The 16,027-nt window shown below is 61.3% G+C and carries 14 protein-coding genes; 6 read left to right on the plus strand and 8 right to left on the minus strand.

The window, feature by feature from the left end; genetic code table 11:
• Positions 1-21: 21 nt before the first annotated feature.
• Together AC1DKH_RS10455 and AC1DKH_RS10460 are read right to left on the minus strand one after the other, a co-directional pair.
• Positions 22-957, minus strand: a complete 936-nt coding sequence (locus AC1DKH_RS10455) for an iron-sulfur-binding ferredoxin reductase (protein WP_477798116.1) — start codon at positions 955-957, stop codon at positions 22-24.
• Positions 950-2,056, minus strand: coding sequence for a GGDEF domain-containing protein (locus AC1DKH_RS10460; RefSeq protein ID WP_477798117.1), 1,107 nt, complete (start codon positions 2,054-2,056; stop codon positions 950-952). Before AC1DKH_RS10460 ends, AC1DKH_RS10455 begins: the two co-directional genes overlap by 8 nt.
• A gap of 397 nt (positions 2,057-2,453) precedes the next feature.
• On the opposite strand from AC1DKH_RS10460, the gene AC1DKH_RS10465 reads away from it, so the two are divergent.
• The 5 genes from AC1DKH_RS10465 (at position 2,454) to AC1DKH_RS10485 (ending at position 9,673) form a co-directional block, all read left to right on the plus strand.
• Positions 2,454-3,977: a fumarate hydratase gene (locus tag AC1DKH_RS10465; protein WP_477798118.1), complete on the plus strand. Its 1,524-nt coding sequence runs from the start codon at positions 2,454-2,456 to the stop codon at positions 3,975-3,977.
• 144 nt (positions 3,978-4,121) lie between these two features.
• Positions 4,122-5,888, plus strand: coding sequence for a sensor histidine kinase (locus AC1DKH_RS10470; RefSeq protein ID WP_477798119.1), 1,767 nt, complete (start codon positions 4,122-4,124; stop codon positions 5,886-5,888).
• On the plus strand, positions 5,882-7,207 hold the full coding sequence (locus tag AC1DKH_RS10475) for a sigma-54-dependent transcriptional regulator (RefSeq protein WP_477798120.1): 1,326 nt from the start codon (positions 5,882-5,884) through the stop codon (positions 7,205-7,207). Before AC1DKH_RS10470 ends, AC1DKH_RS10475 begins: the two co-directional genes overlap by 7 nt.
• Before the next feature lie 289 nt (positions 7,208-7,496).
• Positions 7,497-8,816, plus strand: a complete 1,320-nt coding sequence (locus AC1DKH_RS10480) for an MFS transporter (protein WP_477762744.1) — start codon at positions 7,497-7,499, stop codon at positions 8,814-8,816.
• Positions 8,817-9,049: 233 nt separating this feature from the next.
• Complete coding sequence (locus AC1DKH_RS10485) at positions 9,050-9,673, plus strand: flavin reductase family protein (RefSeq protein ID WP_477762743.1); 624 nt, start codon at positions 9,050-9,052, stop codon at positions 9,671-9,673.
• A 3-nt stretch (positions 9,674-9,676) separates the two neighbouring features.
• On the opposite strand, the gene AC1DKH_RS10490 is transcribed toward AC1DKH_RS10485, so the two are convergent.
• Both AC1DKH_RS10490 and AC1DKH_RS10495 read right to left on the minus strand, forming a co-directional pair.
• Positions 9,677-9,907 carry a hypothetical protein gene (locus AC1DKH_RS10490; RefSeq protein ID WP_223532182.1) on the minus strand — a complete coding sequence of 77 codons (231 nt, stop codon included), beginning with the start codon at positions 9,905-9,907 and terminating at the stop codon, positions 9,677-9,679.
• A 41-nt stretch (positions 9,908-9,948) separates the two neighbouring features.
• Positions 9,949-10,302: a putative quinol monooxygenase gene (locus tag AC1DKH_RS10495; RefSeq protein WP_477798121.1), complete on the minus strand. Its 354-nt coding sequence runs from the start codon at positions 10,300-10,302 to the stop codon at positions 9,949-9,951.
• Between the two features lie 429 nt (positions 10,303-10,731).
• On the opposite strand from AC1DKH_RS10495, the gene AC1DKH_RS10500 reads away from it, so the two are divergent.
• A complete protein-coding gene (locus AC1DKH_RS10500; RefSeq protein ID WP_477756380.1) occupies positions 10,732-11,661 on the plus strand; it encodes an AraC family transcriptional regulator in 930 nt (309 codons plus the stop codon).
• A 160-nt stretch (positions 11,662-11,821) separates the two neighbouring features.
• Here the strand turns inward: AC1DKH_RS10500 and AC1DKH_RS10505 are convergent, their stop codons facing one another.
• The 4 genes from AC1DKH_RS10505 to AC1DKH_RS10520 form a co-directional block, all read right to left on the minus strand.
• A complete protein-coding gene (locus AC1DKH_RS10505; RefSeq protein WP_477798122.1) occupies positions 11,822-12,877 on the minus strand; it encodes an ABC transporter ATP-binding protein in 1,056 nt (351 codons plus the stop codon).
• A gap of 18 nt (positions 12,878-12,895) precedes the next feature.
• Positions 12,896-13,744, minus strand: a complete 849-nt coding sequence (locus AC1DKH_RS10510) for an ABC transporter permease (RefSeq protein ID WP_477756382.1) — start codon at positions 13,742-13,744, stop codon at positions 12,896-12,898.
• Positions 13,741-14,649 (minus strand): ABC transporter permease, encoded by a 909-nt coding sequence (locus AC1DKH_RS10515; RefSeq protein ID WP_477762739.1) that lies wholly within the window; start codon positions 14,647-14,649, stop codon positions 13,741-13,743. Before AC1DKH_RS10515 ends, AC1DKH_RS10510 begins: the two co-directional genes overlap by 4 nt.
• Before the next feature lie 194 nt (positions 14,650-14,843).
• Positions 14,844-15,947, minus strand: coding sequence for an ABC transporter substrate-binding protein (locus AC1DKH_RS10520; RefSeq protein ID WP_007986100.1), 1,104 nt, complete (start codon positions 15,945-15,947; stop codon positions 14,844-14,846).
• Positions 15,948-16,027: the final 80 nt, after the last annotated feature.

The raw sequence follows: 16,027 nt of genomic DNA on the forward strand, positions 1-16,027 counted from the left end.
TCGCGTCTGAAAAGTCAGCGCTCAACCACGGGGCAGGAATACATCGGCCAGCAGTTGATTGCGCGGCAATCCCGCCAGATACAGGCGCCGGGCAAAGGCGTCGACACTGTCGGGGGCTCCGCAGAGTAAGGCCAGGGTTTGCCGCGAAACAAGCCGCAGTTGCGCCAAAGCCGCCGGCAACTCGGCCGGGGTCCACAGTTCGACACTCAGGTTCGGACGACTGGCGGCCATGGCTTGCAGGGGGCTGGCCAGGTAGTGCTCATCGGCATCATGGGCCAGGTGAATGACGCGGATGGCGCCTTGGTGATCCTGCCGCAGCGCTTCGCGCAATACACCAAACAATGGCCCCAACCCGGTACCGGCCGCCATCAACCACAACGGCCGGGCGTGCCAGTCCGGATCGTAATGCAAGGCACCGCCGCGCAGCTCACCGAGGCGGATCGGATCGCCGATGCGCAATTGCATGGCGGCATCGCTGAATTCCCCGGGCTTGCGACAATCGAGATGGAACTCCAGAAAGCGGTCTTCTTGCGGCAGGCTGGCGAGGGAATATGGCCGCGCCACGCTACCCGCCCACAACACCAGGTGCTGGCCAGCGCTATAGCGCAACGGTCGCTGGGGGATTACCCGCAATCGCAGCACCGTGGCGCTCAGCCAATCTACCGCCGCGACCTCGGCCGGATGGCCATCGAGTTGCGGGTCGAAGGCGTGCACCTGCAAGTCCTCGACCACCTGGCACTGGCATGCCAGGCGCCAACCCTGTTCACGCTGTTGTGCACTCAGGGCATCGGGGCGGCTGTCGCTCGGCAGGCCCCGTACACACTGCACCAGGCACGCATGACAACTGCCGGCGCGGCAACTGTAAGGCACTGGCACGCCGTTCTGGTTCAGCGCGTCGAGCAGATTGCTGCCCGCCGCCACCGACCAATTGCGCTCGCCGACCCGCAGCTCAGGCATCGACGTTCTCCCACGCCGCCGCGCATCGGTTGCGGCCGTCACGCTTGGCGCGATAGAGCGCCTGATCGGCCTGTTGCAAGGCGTCATCGAGATCGTCGCCCCGCTCCAGCAGGGTCATGCCGGCAGACAGGCTGAGGTTGCGCACATTCAGACCAATCAGCTCAACATCGGTGAACGCGATGCGCAGCCGTTCGCAGCACGAAGTCAAACTGTCGGCATCGCAATCGGGCAGCAGTACCACGAACTCTTCGCCGCCGTAGCGGGCCAGAACATCACCGTCGCGCAGACACGCGGAGGCAACGCCGGCAAAGGCTTGCAGCACCTGATCGCCGGCGGCATGGCCGTGCAAGTCGTTGATGCGCTTGAAATGGTCAAGGTCGATCAGCGCCAGGCCATGCACGACACCCGCGTCCATGGCGTTCAATTCGCGGGAAGCCAGGTGCAGGAAATGCCGACGATTGAACAGACCCGTGAGCTCGTCGGTGGCCACCAGGTCTTCGAGCTGGCGCATCATCCCGCGCAACGTGTCCTGATGCGCCTGCAAGGCAAAACGCCGCTGGCGCATGCGTTGTCGCGAGGTCTGGACATAGCGGGCATACAGCACCAGCCACACCAGCACGATGAACAGCACACAGACCTGGAGCACCGCCATGGCCGGGTCAGGCAGCTGGAAGTGGTAGCCCTCCCACAGCGTGATCGCACTGAAACTGATAAACACCAGCAGCGCGCACCGTACTAAAGACCGGCGTGACAGATGGAACAGGCCGAACAGCAGGATCAGCACGTAAAACACCAGAAACGCACCCCGGGCTTCGTCCAGATGAGCGATCAGCCAGGTTTGCCACCCCAGCCCCAGCAACACTTGCGCCTCGGTCAGGCTGGGGTCGGCGAAACGCAGGTTGTAGCCGCTGTAAAACACCGCGAACAGGGAGGCCTGGCTGATCACCACCAGCGTGCTGCCGATGATGACACTGGAAAGCGGCGCATCGTAGTGACCGGTAAAAAACGCCAGCCACAGCAACAGCAATGCCAGGGCATAGGTGCCGGCCGCGAGGGCGAAACGTTTGAGCAACAGGCGCTGGATGGCGTTATGGGTCAATCGTTGATTCACCGAATGAAAGGAGACTGACAGAGCGTCCTACTCTACAGACCGAATGTCACTTTAGTGGTGTGACCGATAAATGACCATCCAATTTTCAGGTTGACCCGACTCCCCTGTAGGAGCTGCCGCAGGCTGCGATCTTTTGATCTTGATCTTAAAAACAAAATCAAAAGATCGCAGCCTGCGGCAGCTCCTACAGGGATCGATCACGACAATGAGACCAAGGTTTGACCACTGGCGCGTGTGCCGTTCAACGAGGCGCGGTATACTGCCGCGCCTTTTTAGCGTCGCGCCAGCTTGCCCGGCGTGCCTTGAAAGGTGCTTGCAACCGACCGATGCACCCAAGCTGCAAGCACCTTATTGAATGTTCCCGTCTTTTAGAGGAGCGCGACTCATGACCGTGATCAAGCAAGACGACCTGATTCAGAGCGTTGCCGACGCCCTGCAGTTCATTTCCTATTACCACCCCGTGGATTTCATCCAGGCGATGCACGAGGCCTACCTGCGCGAAGAATCGCCAGCGGCCCGTGACTCGATGGCACAGATCCTGATCAACTCGCGCATGTGCGCCACCGGCCACCGCCCGATCTGCCAGGACACCGGTATCGTTACCGTGTTCGTGCGTGTCGGCATGGACGTGCGCTGGGATGGCGCCACCATGGGCCTGGACGACATGATCAACGAGGGCGTACGTCGCGCCTACAACTTGCCGGAAAACGTCCTGCGTGCTTCGATCCTCGCCGACCCGGCGGGCGCTCGCAAGAACACCAAGGACAACACCCCGGCCGTCATCCACTACTCCATCGTTCCGGGTAACACCGTGGAAGTGGACGTGGCGGCCAAGGGCGGCGGTTCCGAGAACAAGTCGAAGATGGCCATGCTCAACCCGTCCGACTCGATCGTCGACTGGGTGCTGAAAACCGTCCCGGAAATGGGCGCCGGCTGGTGCCCACCGGGCATGCTCGGCATCGGCATCGGCGGCACCGCCGAGAAAGCCGCGGTCATGGCCAAGGAAGTGTTGATGGAATCCATCGACATTCACGAGCTGAAAGCCCGTGGCCCGCAGAACCGCATCGAAGAAATGCGCCTGGAGCTGTTCGAGAAGGTCAACCAGCTGGGCATCGGTGCCCAGGGCCTCGGTGGCCTGACCACCGTGCTCGACGTGAAGATCATGGATTACCCGACCCACGCCGCTTCGCTGCCGGTGTGCATGATCCCGAACTGCGCCGCCACCCGTCACACGCACTTCGTGCTCGACGGTTCCGGCCCGGTTGCCCAGGAAGCGCCACCACTGGACGCCTACCCGGAAATCGTCTGGGAAGCCGGCCCGTCGGCCCGTCGCGTCAACCTCGACACCCTGACCCCGGAAGAAGTGCAGAGCTGGAAGCCGGGCGAAACCGTCCTGCTCAACGGCAAGATGCTCACCGGTCGCGACGCTGCGCACAAGCGCATGGTCGAGATGCTGAACAAGGGTGAAACCCTGCCGGTGGACCTCAAGGGTCGCTTCATCTACTACGTCGGCCCGGTCGATCCGGTCGGTGACGAAGTGGTTGGCCCGGCCGGCCCTACCACCGCGACGCGGATGGACAAGTTCACCCGTCAGATCCTCGAGCAGACTGGCCTGCTGGGCATGATCGGCAAATCCGAGCGCGGCCCTACCGCGATCGAAGCGATCAAGGACCACAAAGCCGTTTACCTGATGGCTGTCGGTGGCGCGGCTTACCTGGTGGCGCAAGCGATCAAGAAATCCCGCGTTGTCGCTTTCGCCGAACTGGGCATGGAAGCGATCTACGAGTTCGACGTAAAAGACATGCCTGTGACCGTTGCGGTCGACAGCAAGGGCGAGTCGGTACACATCACCGGTCCTGCCATCTGGCAGAAAAAGATCAGTGAAAGCCTGGCGGTAGAAGTGCAGTAAACGGCACTCAGGTCCGCTGAAAAAACCGGTTTGTCGGCAACGACAGACCGGTTTTTTTTCGGCCGGATAACTGTACTCCGGCGAGAGCAGACCGCCCTTCGCATGCTATGGTGCCCTCCCCCATTCTGGCCTGTTGTTCACTGCATGTTGCCGACTTCCCGAACCCTGCGCCTGGCGCTCTACACCCTGTTGATCATCTCCGGCGCCGCCATCGCCGCCACCCTGGCCATGCGCCACACCGTGCGCCAGTCAATGGTCGAAGACGCGGCTCGCGCCAATCAGCAACTGGCGCTGTATGCCACGTCCCTGCATACCCTGATCGAACGTTACCGCGCCCTGCCCTCCGTGCTGGCCCTGGACCCGGAACTGCGTTCGGCCCTCAAGGGGCCGGTGAGTGCCGAGCAGCAGGATGCACTGAACCGCAAACTGGAAAAGATCAACGGCGCCGCTCAATCCTCGACCCTGGAACTGCTTGATCGCACCGGTCTGGCCGTGGCGGCGAGCAACTGGCGATTGCCCAGCAGTTATGTCGGTCACAACTACGGTTTCCGTCCCTATTTCAACCAGACCCGCACCCAGGGCACGGGGCGCTTTTATGCCGTGGGGGTGACCAGCGGGATTCCCGGTTACTTCCTCTCCAGCGCGGTCAGCGATGACGACGGCCAGTTCCTCGGTGCCATGGTGGTGAAACTGGAGTTCCCCGAACTGGAACGCGAGTGGCGTCAGGGCAGCGACACGCTGCTGGTCAGCGATGCACGCGGGATCATCTTCATCGCCAATCAGCCGGGCTGGCGCTATCGCCTGCTCAAGCCGCTGAGCGACAGCGATCATGCCGAACTCAAGACCACCCGCCAGTACGACAAGCAGCCGCTGACGCCGCTTGAGTTTCAATCGTTGCGGCGCTTCGACGAAAACAGTGACCTGGCTCGGGTCGATGGCCCGGACGGCAAGGCCGATTACCTGTGGGAATCCCTGCCGCTGAGCACCGAAGGCTGGACCCTGCACCTGCTGCGTCGCCCGCAGGTCGCCTTCGAAGACAGCCGCAACGCCGCGCTTGCCGCGGCCGGGTTGTGGCTGACCCTGGTGTTCCTGTTGCTGTTTCTCAACCAGCGCTGGCGCCTGGCGAAAATGCGCCAGCGCAGTCGCGAAGAACTCGAACGACTGGTAGAAGAACGCACCCGCGACCTGCGCACCGCCCAGGAAGGCCTGGTGCAATCGGCCAAACTCGCGGCGCTGGGGCAGATGTCCGCCGCCCTCGCCCATGAAATCAACCAGCCACTCACCGCCCAGCGCATGCAGCTGGCGACCTTGCGCTTGCTGCTTGACCACGGCCGCGTCGACGACGCCTACAAGGCGCTCAAACCGGTGGATGAAATGCTCACCCGCATGGCCGCCCTCACCGGCCACCTGAAAACCTTCGCCCGCAAAAGCCCCAGCGGTTTGCGCGAACGCCTGGACCTGGCGGCGGTGGTGGACCAGTCGCTGCAATTGCTCGACACCCGGTTGCGCGACGAACAGGTCAGCACTGTGCTGCACCTGACCCGCCCGGCCTGGGTGCGTGGCGATGCGATTCGCCTGGAACAGGTGCTGATCAATCTGCTGCGCAACGCCCTCGATGCGATGCAGGACAAACCCTGCAAACGCCTGGAAATCCGCCTCGAAGCCGACGAGCAATTGTGGCGCCTGAGCGTGATCGACAATGGTGGCGGTATCGCCGAAGAGAACCTGTCCAAGGTCTTCGATCCGTTCTTCACCACCAAACCGGTGGGCGAAGGCCTGGGGATCGGTTTGGCCGTATCGTTTGCCATCGTTCACGAATCCGGCGGGCGCTTGAGTGCCGGCAATCATGACAAAGGTGCCGTGTTTACCCTGACCTTGCCCATCGACCTGGAGGTGCATGAAGCATGCTGAACTCAGTGATCGTGGTCGACGACGAAAGCAGCATCCGCAGTGCCGTCGAGCAATGGTTGAGCCTGTCGGGTTTCGAGGTGCAGCTGTTCAGCCGCGCCGATGAGTGCCTGGCGCAGTTGCCCAGGCATTTTGCCGGGGTGATTCTCAGCGATGTGCGCATGCCCGGCATGACCGGCCTGGAACTGCTGGCCGAGGTGCAACGCCGGGATGCCGATTTGCCGGTGATCCTGTTGACCGGCCACGGCGATGTGCCGATGGCCGTCGAGGCCATGCGCGACGGTGCCTACGATTTCCTCGAAAAACCCTTCAGCCCGGAAACCCTGCTCGGCAGCCTGCGCCGCGCCCTCGACAAGCGCCGGCTGGTGCTGGAAAACCGCGCGCTGCACGAACAGGCGGACAACCGCGCCAAGCTGGATGCCACGTTGCTCGGCGTGTCCCGTGGCCTGCAAAACCTGCGTCGGCAGGTTCTCGATCTGGCGGCGCTGCCGGTCAACGTATTGATCCGCGGTGAAACCGGCAGCGGCAAGGAACTGGTCGCCCGCTGCCTGCACGACTTCGGACCGCGGGCCGACAAGCCCTTTGTCGCACTCAACTGCGCGGCCATCCCCGAGCAATTGTTCGAGGCCGAGCTGTTCGGCCACGAGAGCGGCGCGTTCACCGGGGCGTCCGGCAAGCGCATTGGCAAACTGGAATACGCCGACGGCGGCACGCTGTTTCTCGATGAAATCGAAAGCATGCCCCTGGCCCAACAAGTGAAATTGCTGCGGGTGTTGCAAGAGCAAAAGCTTGAACGACTGGGTTCGAACCAGAGCATCCGCGTGGATCTGCGCATCATCGCCGCGACCAAACCGGACCTGCTCGACGAAGCGCGGGCCGGACGTTTTCGCGAAGACCTGGCCTATCGTTTGAACGTCGCAGAACTACGCCTGCCGCCCTTGCGCGAACGCCGGGAAGACATACCCTTGCTGTTCGAATCCTTTGCCCAAAACGCCGCCGAACGGCTGGGACGTAAATTTCCACCGTTGAGCGGCGCACAGTTGAGTCACCTGCTGAGCCACGACTGGCCGGGCAATGTGCGCGAACTGGCGAACGTCGCCGAGCGTCAGGTATTGGGGTTGGGTGAGCCGGAGCCCTTGGGCATCGAGCCCGGCCAGTCACTGGCGGCGCAGCAGGAAGCGTTCGAAGCGCAATGCCTGCGTGCCGCACTGACCCGGCACAAGGGCGATGTGAAAGCGGTGCTCGAAGAACTGCAACTGCCGCGCCGGACCTTCAATGAAAAGATGCAGCGGCATGAGTTGAGCCGGGAGATGTTCCTGTAGCGTCTGGACTGGCTCCTTCGCTGGCAAGCCAGCTCCTACAATGTGCGCAGTACACAGATCCACTGTAGGAGCTGGCTTGCCAGCGAAGAGGCCGGCACAGCCAACACTCCCCGCAAGCAAATAGGCAATTTTTCGCTCACCACTTACTTTTAATAAGCGGATTTCCGCTCACCAAAACACCACCACCCCTCTAAACCGGCCCTCTTCCCCTTGGCACAGCTCCTGCTATAGCCCCTGCAGGCTGCGTTTATTCGCGCTCCACAAAAACAATTAAATGAAGGATCCTTCAATGGATAACTCCAACTCCCTGCCGCTTGGGTCGGCTGCCCTGCCGGCCAAAGAAAGAACCACGTCCAGCCGCATCAAATCGATTTTCAGCGGTTCCGTCGGCAACATGGTCGAGTGGTACGACTGGTACGTCTACGCCGCCTTCTCCCTGTACTTCGCCAAGACCTTCTTCCCCAAAGGCGACACCACCGCCCAACTGCTCAACACCGCCGCGATCTTCGCCGTGGGCTTCCTGATGCGGCCGATCGGTGGCTGGCTGATGGGGCTGTATGCCGACAAGGTCGGGCGCAAAAAGGCCCTGATGGCCTCGGTGTACCTGATGTGCTTCGGCTCACTGCTGATCGCCCTGAGCCCGAGCTACGAAATCATCGGCATCGGCGCGCCGATCCTGCTGGTGTTCGCGCGCTTGCTGCAAGGCCTGTCGGTGGGTGGCGAATACGGCACCTCCGCCACCTACCTCAGCGAGATGGCGACCAAGGAGCGTCGCGGTTTCTACTCCAGCTTCCAGTACGTGACCCTGATCTCCGGCCAGCTCATCGCTTTGGCGGTGCTGATTGTCCTGCAGAACTTCCTGACCACCGAGGAGCTCTACGCCTGGGGCTGGCGCATCCCGTTCGCCATCGGCGCGCTGTGTGCCGTTGTGGCGCTGTACCTGCGTCGTGGCATGGAAGAAACCGAGTCCTTCACCAAGAAAGAAAAAGCCAAGGAAAGCGCGATGCGCACCTTGATGCGTCACCCCAAGGAACTGATGACCGTGGTCGGCCTGACCATGGGCGGCACCCTGGCGTTCTACACCTACACCACGTACATGCAGAAATACCTGGTGAACACCGTCGGCATGAGCATTTCCGACTCCACCACCATTTCCGCCGCCACACTGTTCCTGTTCATGTGCCTGCAACCGGTCATCGGCGGGCTGTCGGATAAAATCGGTCGCCGGCCGATCCTGATTGCCTTCGGTATCCTGGGAACCCTGTTCACCGTGCCGATCCTCACCACCCTGCACACCATCCAGACCTGGTGGGGCGCGTTCTTCCTGATCATGGCGGCACTGATCATCGTCAGTGGCTACACCTCGATCAATGCCGTGGTGAAAGCCGAACTGTTCCCGACCGAAATCCGCGCCCTGGGCGTGGGCCTGCCGTACGCACTGACCGTTTCGATCTTCGGCGGCACCGCTGAATACATCGCGCTGTGGTTCAAGAGCATCGGTATGGAGACGGGTTACTACTGGTACGTGACCGCGTGTATTGCCGTGTCGTTACTGGTGTACGTCACCATGAAAGACACCCGCAAGCATTCGCGGATTGTCACGGACTAAATCAAGCGTCAAGGAAAAGGGGCAGATCTCACCGGGGGTCTGCCCCTTTTTTATTGAATCAACATAACCCCTTGTGGGAGCGAGCCTGCTCGCGATGGAGTGTCAGTCGACACCAACTTATCTGATACACCATCGCGAGCAAGCTCGCTCCCACAGAGGGTAGAGTCGACTGGAATTCAGCGGTTCATCCTTGCACTATGAACGCCACCCGAACTACGCCTTGGAATTACTCCATGCCCGACGACATCCACTTCTACGAACCCGCCAACGGCCACGGCCTGCCCCACGATCCGTTCAACGCCATCGTCGGCCCGCGCCCCATCGGCTGGATCTCTTCACAGAATGCCGAGGGCCACTTGAACCTTGCGCCCTACAGTTTCTTCACCGCCTTCAACTACATTCCGCCGATCATTGGTTTCTCCAGCATCGGGCGCAAAGACAGCCTGAACAACATCGAGCAAACCGGCGAGTTCGCCTGGAACCTGGCCACCCGGCCGCTGGCCGAGCAGATGAACCAGAGCTGCGCCATGGTCGGGCCTGAAGTCAACGAATTCGAATTGGCCGGCCTGACGACCGTTGCCTCGAAGGTCATTCAGGTGCCACGGGTGGCCGAGAGCCCGGTGTCCTTCGAGTGCAAGGTCACGCAGATCATCCAGTTGCAACGGGCGGACGGCAATGTGGTGCCCAGCTGGCTGATCCTCGGCGAAGTGGTCGCCGTGCATATCGCCAAATGGCTGTTGAAGGATGGGATATACGACACCGCCGCGGCAGAACCGATTCTGCGCGGCGGCGGGCCAGCGGATTATTTCCAGCTGGGGCCTGAGGCGTTGTTCAAGATGTACCGCCCGGGGCGGTGAGAATCACCAGAGCAGGTCGGTGTTTTCCTTGACGTCCTTGAGGCGGGTCAGTTCCTTGGCGGCCGCATCATCGGCCTCGTGAGCGGTCTTGAAGATCTGGCCTTCCAGCACTTTGTGAAAGCGCGGGGCGCCGGCACCGCCCAGCGCTTTGACGGCGATAGCGGCGTGGTAACCACCCTCGCCCGGTACTACAGCGGAAACAGCTTCGAAGTGATCAAAGGCTTTACGTGCCATGTCGCGAATCCTGGCTGGTTGAGAATGCCGTCATTAAACCCTCAACCGGCCAGTTTGTGTACCGCCACTGCGGACTGCCCCAGGGCCTGCGCCGCCGAGACATCCTTGAAGGTGTGGAAATCCAGACTGTTGACCACCAGCTCCTGCACCAGCTCGGCAAAAATCTCCATCGCCGGCGTGCTGAAGTACGCGGTCATGGCCTGTTGATTGCTCCAGAAACCGGACACCAGCCACAATTGCGGATCGCATTGCGAATGCTGCAAGGCAAAGCTCAGGCAGCCTGGTGCTGCGCGGGACGGTTCGATCAGGGCGCTGAGGCGCACACCGAGTTCCGCCGAACGCCCGGCGCGCGCTCGAACGAAGGCCATATGACTGACGGGGATCTGCGTGGACATGTTCAACCCTCCCGGGGAGTCGCGTGGCAGCCGGGGGACGGGCTGCGACAGGATCAAAGGTTAAGGGCCGCGACGCCTGTCTCGTTAGTCGATTCCTGCCGGTGCGTTGCACAATCCTGCGAAACTGCATGGACAGCCTGTAACAAACGGTAAAACCCTGTCACGGTTCTGCCATACGAGTTTTGTGTAGGAGCTGCCGAAGGCTGCGATCTTTTAGACGCTCATCTATAGAATCAAAAGATCGCAGCCTTCGGCAGCTCCTACGGGGTTATCGGCGTTAGTTGAAGCGCGCCTGTGCGTTGGCCGTGTTTGGGAACGAAACCAACCCCGAGCAGAATCAGGCAAGCATCTGACAGGATGTGTCTACCGCTGCGGCTTGCACAAACTTATGCTCTGCCCATTACTCATGCCTTGCCGAGGATGCCTCGCATGTCGTCGTTCGATCACTTTCAAGCCCCGCTGGACACCGACATGGAAAAGCAACGTGCGGAACTGGCGGCGATCATTCGCCGCAACACCGCCGAAGATGGCAGTTATGCCACGGCCATCGGCTCGCTGTTCATGTCACGCCACAGCCAGTCCCACGAGTTCGCCCCGGGGCTGGCGCAACCGGCGCTGTGCATCATGGCCCAGGGGCGCAAGGAAGTTCGGCTGGCCGATGAATACTTCAATTACGACCCGTTGAACTACCTGGTGGTCTCGGTCTCGATGCCGCTCAGTGGACGGGTGGTGGATGTCTCGCCTGAGGAACCGATCCTGGCCCTGCGCCTGGACATCGACCCGACGGAAATCACCGCACTGATCGCCGACGCCGGCCCCCTCGGCGTGCCCACCCGGCCAACCGGGCGCGGGCTGTATGTCGAAAAACTCGACACCGCGATGCTCGACGCCGTGCTGCGCCTGGCACGGTTGCTGGACACGCCAAAAGACATCGCCATGCTCGCGCCGCTGATTCGCAGGGAGATTCTCTATCGCCTGTTGCGCAGCAAGCAGGGGCATCGGCTGTACGAAATCGCCATCGCCAACAGTCAGAGCCATCGCATCAGCCAGGCGATCAAATGGCTCAACGGCAATTTTGAACAGCCGTTGCGCATTGATGATCTGGCCAAGGAAGTGAACCTGAGCGTGTCGACCCTGCATCACCGCTTCAAGGCGATGACGGCGATGAGTCCGTTGCAGTATCAGAAGCAGCTGCGCCTGCAGGAAGCGCGGCGGTTGATGCTGGCCGAAGGGCTGGAAGCTTCGGCGGCGGGGTATCGGGTCGGGTATGAAAGTCCGTCGCAGTTCAGCCGGGAGTACAGCCGGTTGTTCGGGGCGCCGCCGTTAAGGGATCTGGCGCGGTTGCGGTTGACGGTCTGAGCTTGATTCTTTGCAAGCAGTAACGGCCCCATCGTCGGAACGCCGCCCGGACCAAGCTCGCTCCCACAGGGTTCTGGTGTACACCGATCCAGTGTGGGAGCGAGCTTGGTCCGGGCGGCGTTCCGACGATGAGGCCAGCACAAACAACATCAAATCCGGATCAGGCGCCAAGTACCCGGCACGCCTCCACCGGCAAGGTCACCGACACCGGATGCCCAACACTCAGGCCAAAGCCCTGGCACGGCGTGCTCAGCGCAGTAAACGACACCCCGGAACACTCCACCGTGGTCTCGATGGTCGCGCCGATATCGCGCACGAACGTCACCTTGCCCAGCAAGCGGTTGCCCGCGGTCGCCTGGGGTACTGACAGTTGCAGGTCTTCCGGGCGAATCAGCATCTTCACCTTTTCGCCAGCCACAATGCTGCTGCAGATCGGTACTTGCAGCGCATCGCCGCCTGGCAAGCTGACTTTGCCATTACCCAGCACCGTGGCCGGGAAGATGTTGCCCGAGCCGATGAAATCCGCGACGAACTCGTTGGCCGGGTGGCGGTAGATCTCGATCGGTGTGCCCACCTGCTGCACCTTGTGCTCACCCAGTACGACCACGATATCGGCCATGGTCATGGCTTCACGCTGGTCGTGGGTCACCATGATGGTGGTGATGTTCAGGCGCTGTTGCAGTTGACGGATTTCCACCTGCATCGACTCGCGCAGCTTGGCGTCCAGCGCCGACAACGGCTCGTCGAGCAGGAGGATTTTCGGGTGATTGGCAATCGCCCGGGCAATTGCCACACGCTGGCGTTGGCCACCGGACAGCTTGGCCACCGGACGATCAATCATTTGCTGCAACTGGATCAGCTCCAGCAACTCCACCACCCGCGCCTGCTGATCGGCCTTGCTGACCCCGCGCAGTTTCAGCGGATAGGCAATGTTCTCGCCCACGGTCATGTGCGGGAACAGTGCCAGGGACTGGAACACCATGCCGAAGTTGCGCAGGTGCGCCGGGGTGTTGCCGATGTCTTCACCGTCCAGGCGGATCTCGCCGCCGGTCAGGGTTTCAAGGCCGGCAATCATGCGCAACAAGGTGGTTTTGCCGCAGCCCGAAGGGCCGAGGAAACACACCAGTTTGCCCTCGGGCAAATGCAGGTTCACATCCGTTACCGCGCAGGCCGAGCCGTAATGTTTCTCGACGTTTTCCAGAATCAGACCAGACATGTGAATCACCTCAAGAAATCAGAACGAAACGCCACCTTCACCGACCAGTTTTTCGAGCGCCCAGATCAGGACGAAGTCGATCAACACGATCAGCACGGCAAACGAAAATACGGTTGGGTCGAGCGAAGACACGGTGCGGCTGTACATCCAGATCGGTACGGTCATCACATCGATGGTGTAGAGGAAGTAGGTCACGGTGAATTCGTTGAACGAGACGATGAACGCCAGCAGCATGCCCGCCAGGATCCCCGACTTCATCAACGGCACCACCACATCGACAATTGCTCGCAGCGGTGAAGCGCCGAGCATTTGCGCGGCCTCTTCGACTTCGCTGCCGATGGAGAGCATCGCTGCCGTGCAGTTCTTCACCACGAACGGCAACGCGAGGATCACGTGGGCAATCACCAGTCGCGAGGTGGTCATCTGGAACGGCAGGCTGTCGAACACCAGCAGCAACGCCAGCCCCAATACCACCATCGGGAACACCAGTGGCAACGACATCAATTGCAGCGCCACGGCTTTGCCACGGAACTCGCAACGGGTCAGCGCGTAAGACGCCGGCACCGCGATGATCGTGGCGAAGACCATGGTCAGGCACGCCACCATCAGGCTGGTGCTCATGGCTTTGCCCAGGCTCAGCACATCGCTGGCATCCGGCGACACGAAGGTGTGCCAGGCGGCCTTGTACCATTGCAGGCTGTAGCTGCTTGGCGGGAAGTCGAGGTTCGACGCGCCGCTGAACGACATCACGATCATGGTCAGGATCGGTAGCACCGCCAACAGCAGGATGAAGCCCGAGAGGATGCCGGCAAACTTGCCGGTATCACCCGGCAACAGCGACTGGCGCTTCTTGATCAGGGTACTCATTGCGAAGCCTCCAGCATGCGGCGACGACGGCCAGTGATGTATTCGGACAGGGTCATGATCGCGAGGGTGGTGACGATCAGCACCACACCGGCAGCGGATGCGGCGGGCCAGTTCATCAGCGGGGCGATCTGGTCATGCACCATCACCGCCAGCATCGGTACGCGCCGGCCACCGAGCAGCAGGGGCACCACGAAACTGCTGGCGTTATAGGCGAACACCAGGGTCGCACCGGTAATGATCCCCGGCAGACTCATCGGCAATACCACCTGGCGGAACACCTGGAAGCGACTGGCGCCCAGGGTGGCGGCCGCTTCTTCGTAACTGCGAGCGACGCCGCGCATGGCGCTGGCAATCGGCAACACGGCCAGCGGGAAGGCTGTTTGCACCAGGCCCATCAGCACGCCGTTCTGGTTGTAGAGCAGCATGATCGGGCGCTTGATCAGGCCCAGGCCCATCAGGGTCTGGTTGAGCATGCCACCGGGGCCGAGAATCACCAGCCAGCCGTAGCTTTGCAGCAGCAGGTTGACCAGCAACGGCAGCAACACCGCCGCAAGGAAGATCCGTCGCACGAACGGCGAGGTCAGGCGCGACATGGTGTAGGCCACCGGGATCGCCAGAATCACTGCGATCACCGCGCTGATCAGCGCCAGGCGCAGGGTCAGCATCAGCGACTTGAGGTAATAGGGTTCCAGCAACTGGGCGTAACTGGCCAGGCTGAACCCGGACCATTCCGCGCCTTTGGTACCCACGCTCATGCGCAGTACCAGGAGACTCGCGGCAATCAGTACGCCAAGAAACAGCATCGACGGCGAGAGGAAAAGCCAGGCGCGCGTCGTTGGCGAAACACCCCGAGCGGCGCGCACTGGGGCGGCACTCAGCGGATGAGTCAAAGGTTGGTGTTCCATAGCAAAGGGTCTCGTCAATGGAAAGCAGCTGACAAACACAAGACTCAAGGTCACTTTGCCCCATGTGGGAGCGAGCTTGCTCGCGATGACTGCTTGTCAGTCGCCAATGATGGCGACTGACACTCCGCTATCGCGAGCAAGCTCGCTCCCACAGGGGATCTTCAGTGTTTGAAGATCCTGTGTACGTCACTCGATCAGGAAGAAAAGATTTCCGTGTAACGACGAATCCACTGGTCATGCACAGTCGCCAGGAAGGCGTTGTCGTGCATGATCGCCTTCTCGGCAATCTGCTCCGGCGTGAGGATGTACGGGCTCTTGCGTGCTTCGGCGGAGATGATCGCCTTGGCGTTGACCGGGCCGTTATAGATGTCTTCAGCCATCTTGCCCTGCACCAGCGGGTCCAGAGAGTGGTTGATGAAGGCATAGGCCATGTCGGTATCGCCCGGACGGTTCTTCGGCATCACCGACAGCATCAGGTCGGTGTAGAAACCTTCCTTCATGCCGAACGTGGCGCCCAGGCCGTAGTTCGGATCGCGGATCTGTTTCGGGAAGAACGCGGGGGCGTACAGCCCGCCCATGTCCAGGGAACCGGTGCGGAACAGTTCGGCAATCTGGTTCGGGTTTTCACCCAGGGTCACCACACGATCCTTCAGCTCGGCGAGTTTCTTGAAGCCAGGTTCAATGTTGTGTTCGTCACCACCGGCCAGTTTGGCGGCGATGATGATCAGGTCCATGGCCTCGGTCCAGTTCGGCGGCGGCAGGAAGATGTTCGGGGCCAGTTCTGGATCCCACAGGGCCGCGTAGCTGTCCGGCGCTTGTTTCTGGGTGCGGGTGCTGTAGACCAGGCTGTTGCACCACAGCAGGTAACCGATACCGTGGCCATTGGCGCCGGTGCGGTATTTCTCCGGTACATCGACGAGGTTGGGAATGCGGTTGAGGTCGGGTTTTTCCAGCAGGTTGGCGGCGGCCAGACCTTCGGCACCGACGCCTGCCAGGGTGATGATGTCGTATTGCGGACGATCACCGCCGGCCTTGAGCTTGGCGACCATTTCCGAAGTACTGCCGGTGCGGTCAGCGATGACCTTGCAGCCGTACTTGTCTTCGAAGGTCGCGGCGATGTTGCGCAGCGCAGCCAGGCCCGTGTCATCGGACCAGGTCAGCAAACGCAGGGTCTTGCCGGCAAAACGTGTGTCGCTGGCATTGGCCTTGATGAACGGCATACTCATGGCTGCCGCTGCAACCGAGGCTACGCCCACGGTCTTGATGAATTGACGTCTGTTCAGATCATGCTCGCCCATTACGGACTCCCTTTGTTTTTGTAGGTATAAGGCAGGTCAAAACTGTTGCATCCGCGCGACCGGATCAGCGTTAGCCCTCG

The sequence above is a fragment of the Pseudomonas sp. 05L36 genome (assembly GCF_056398125.1).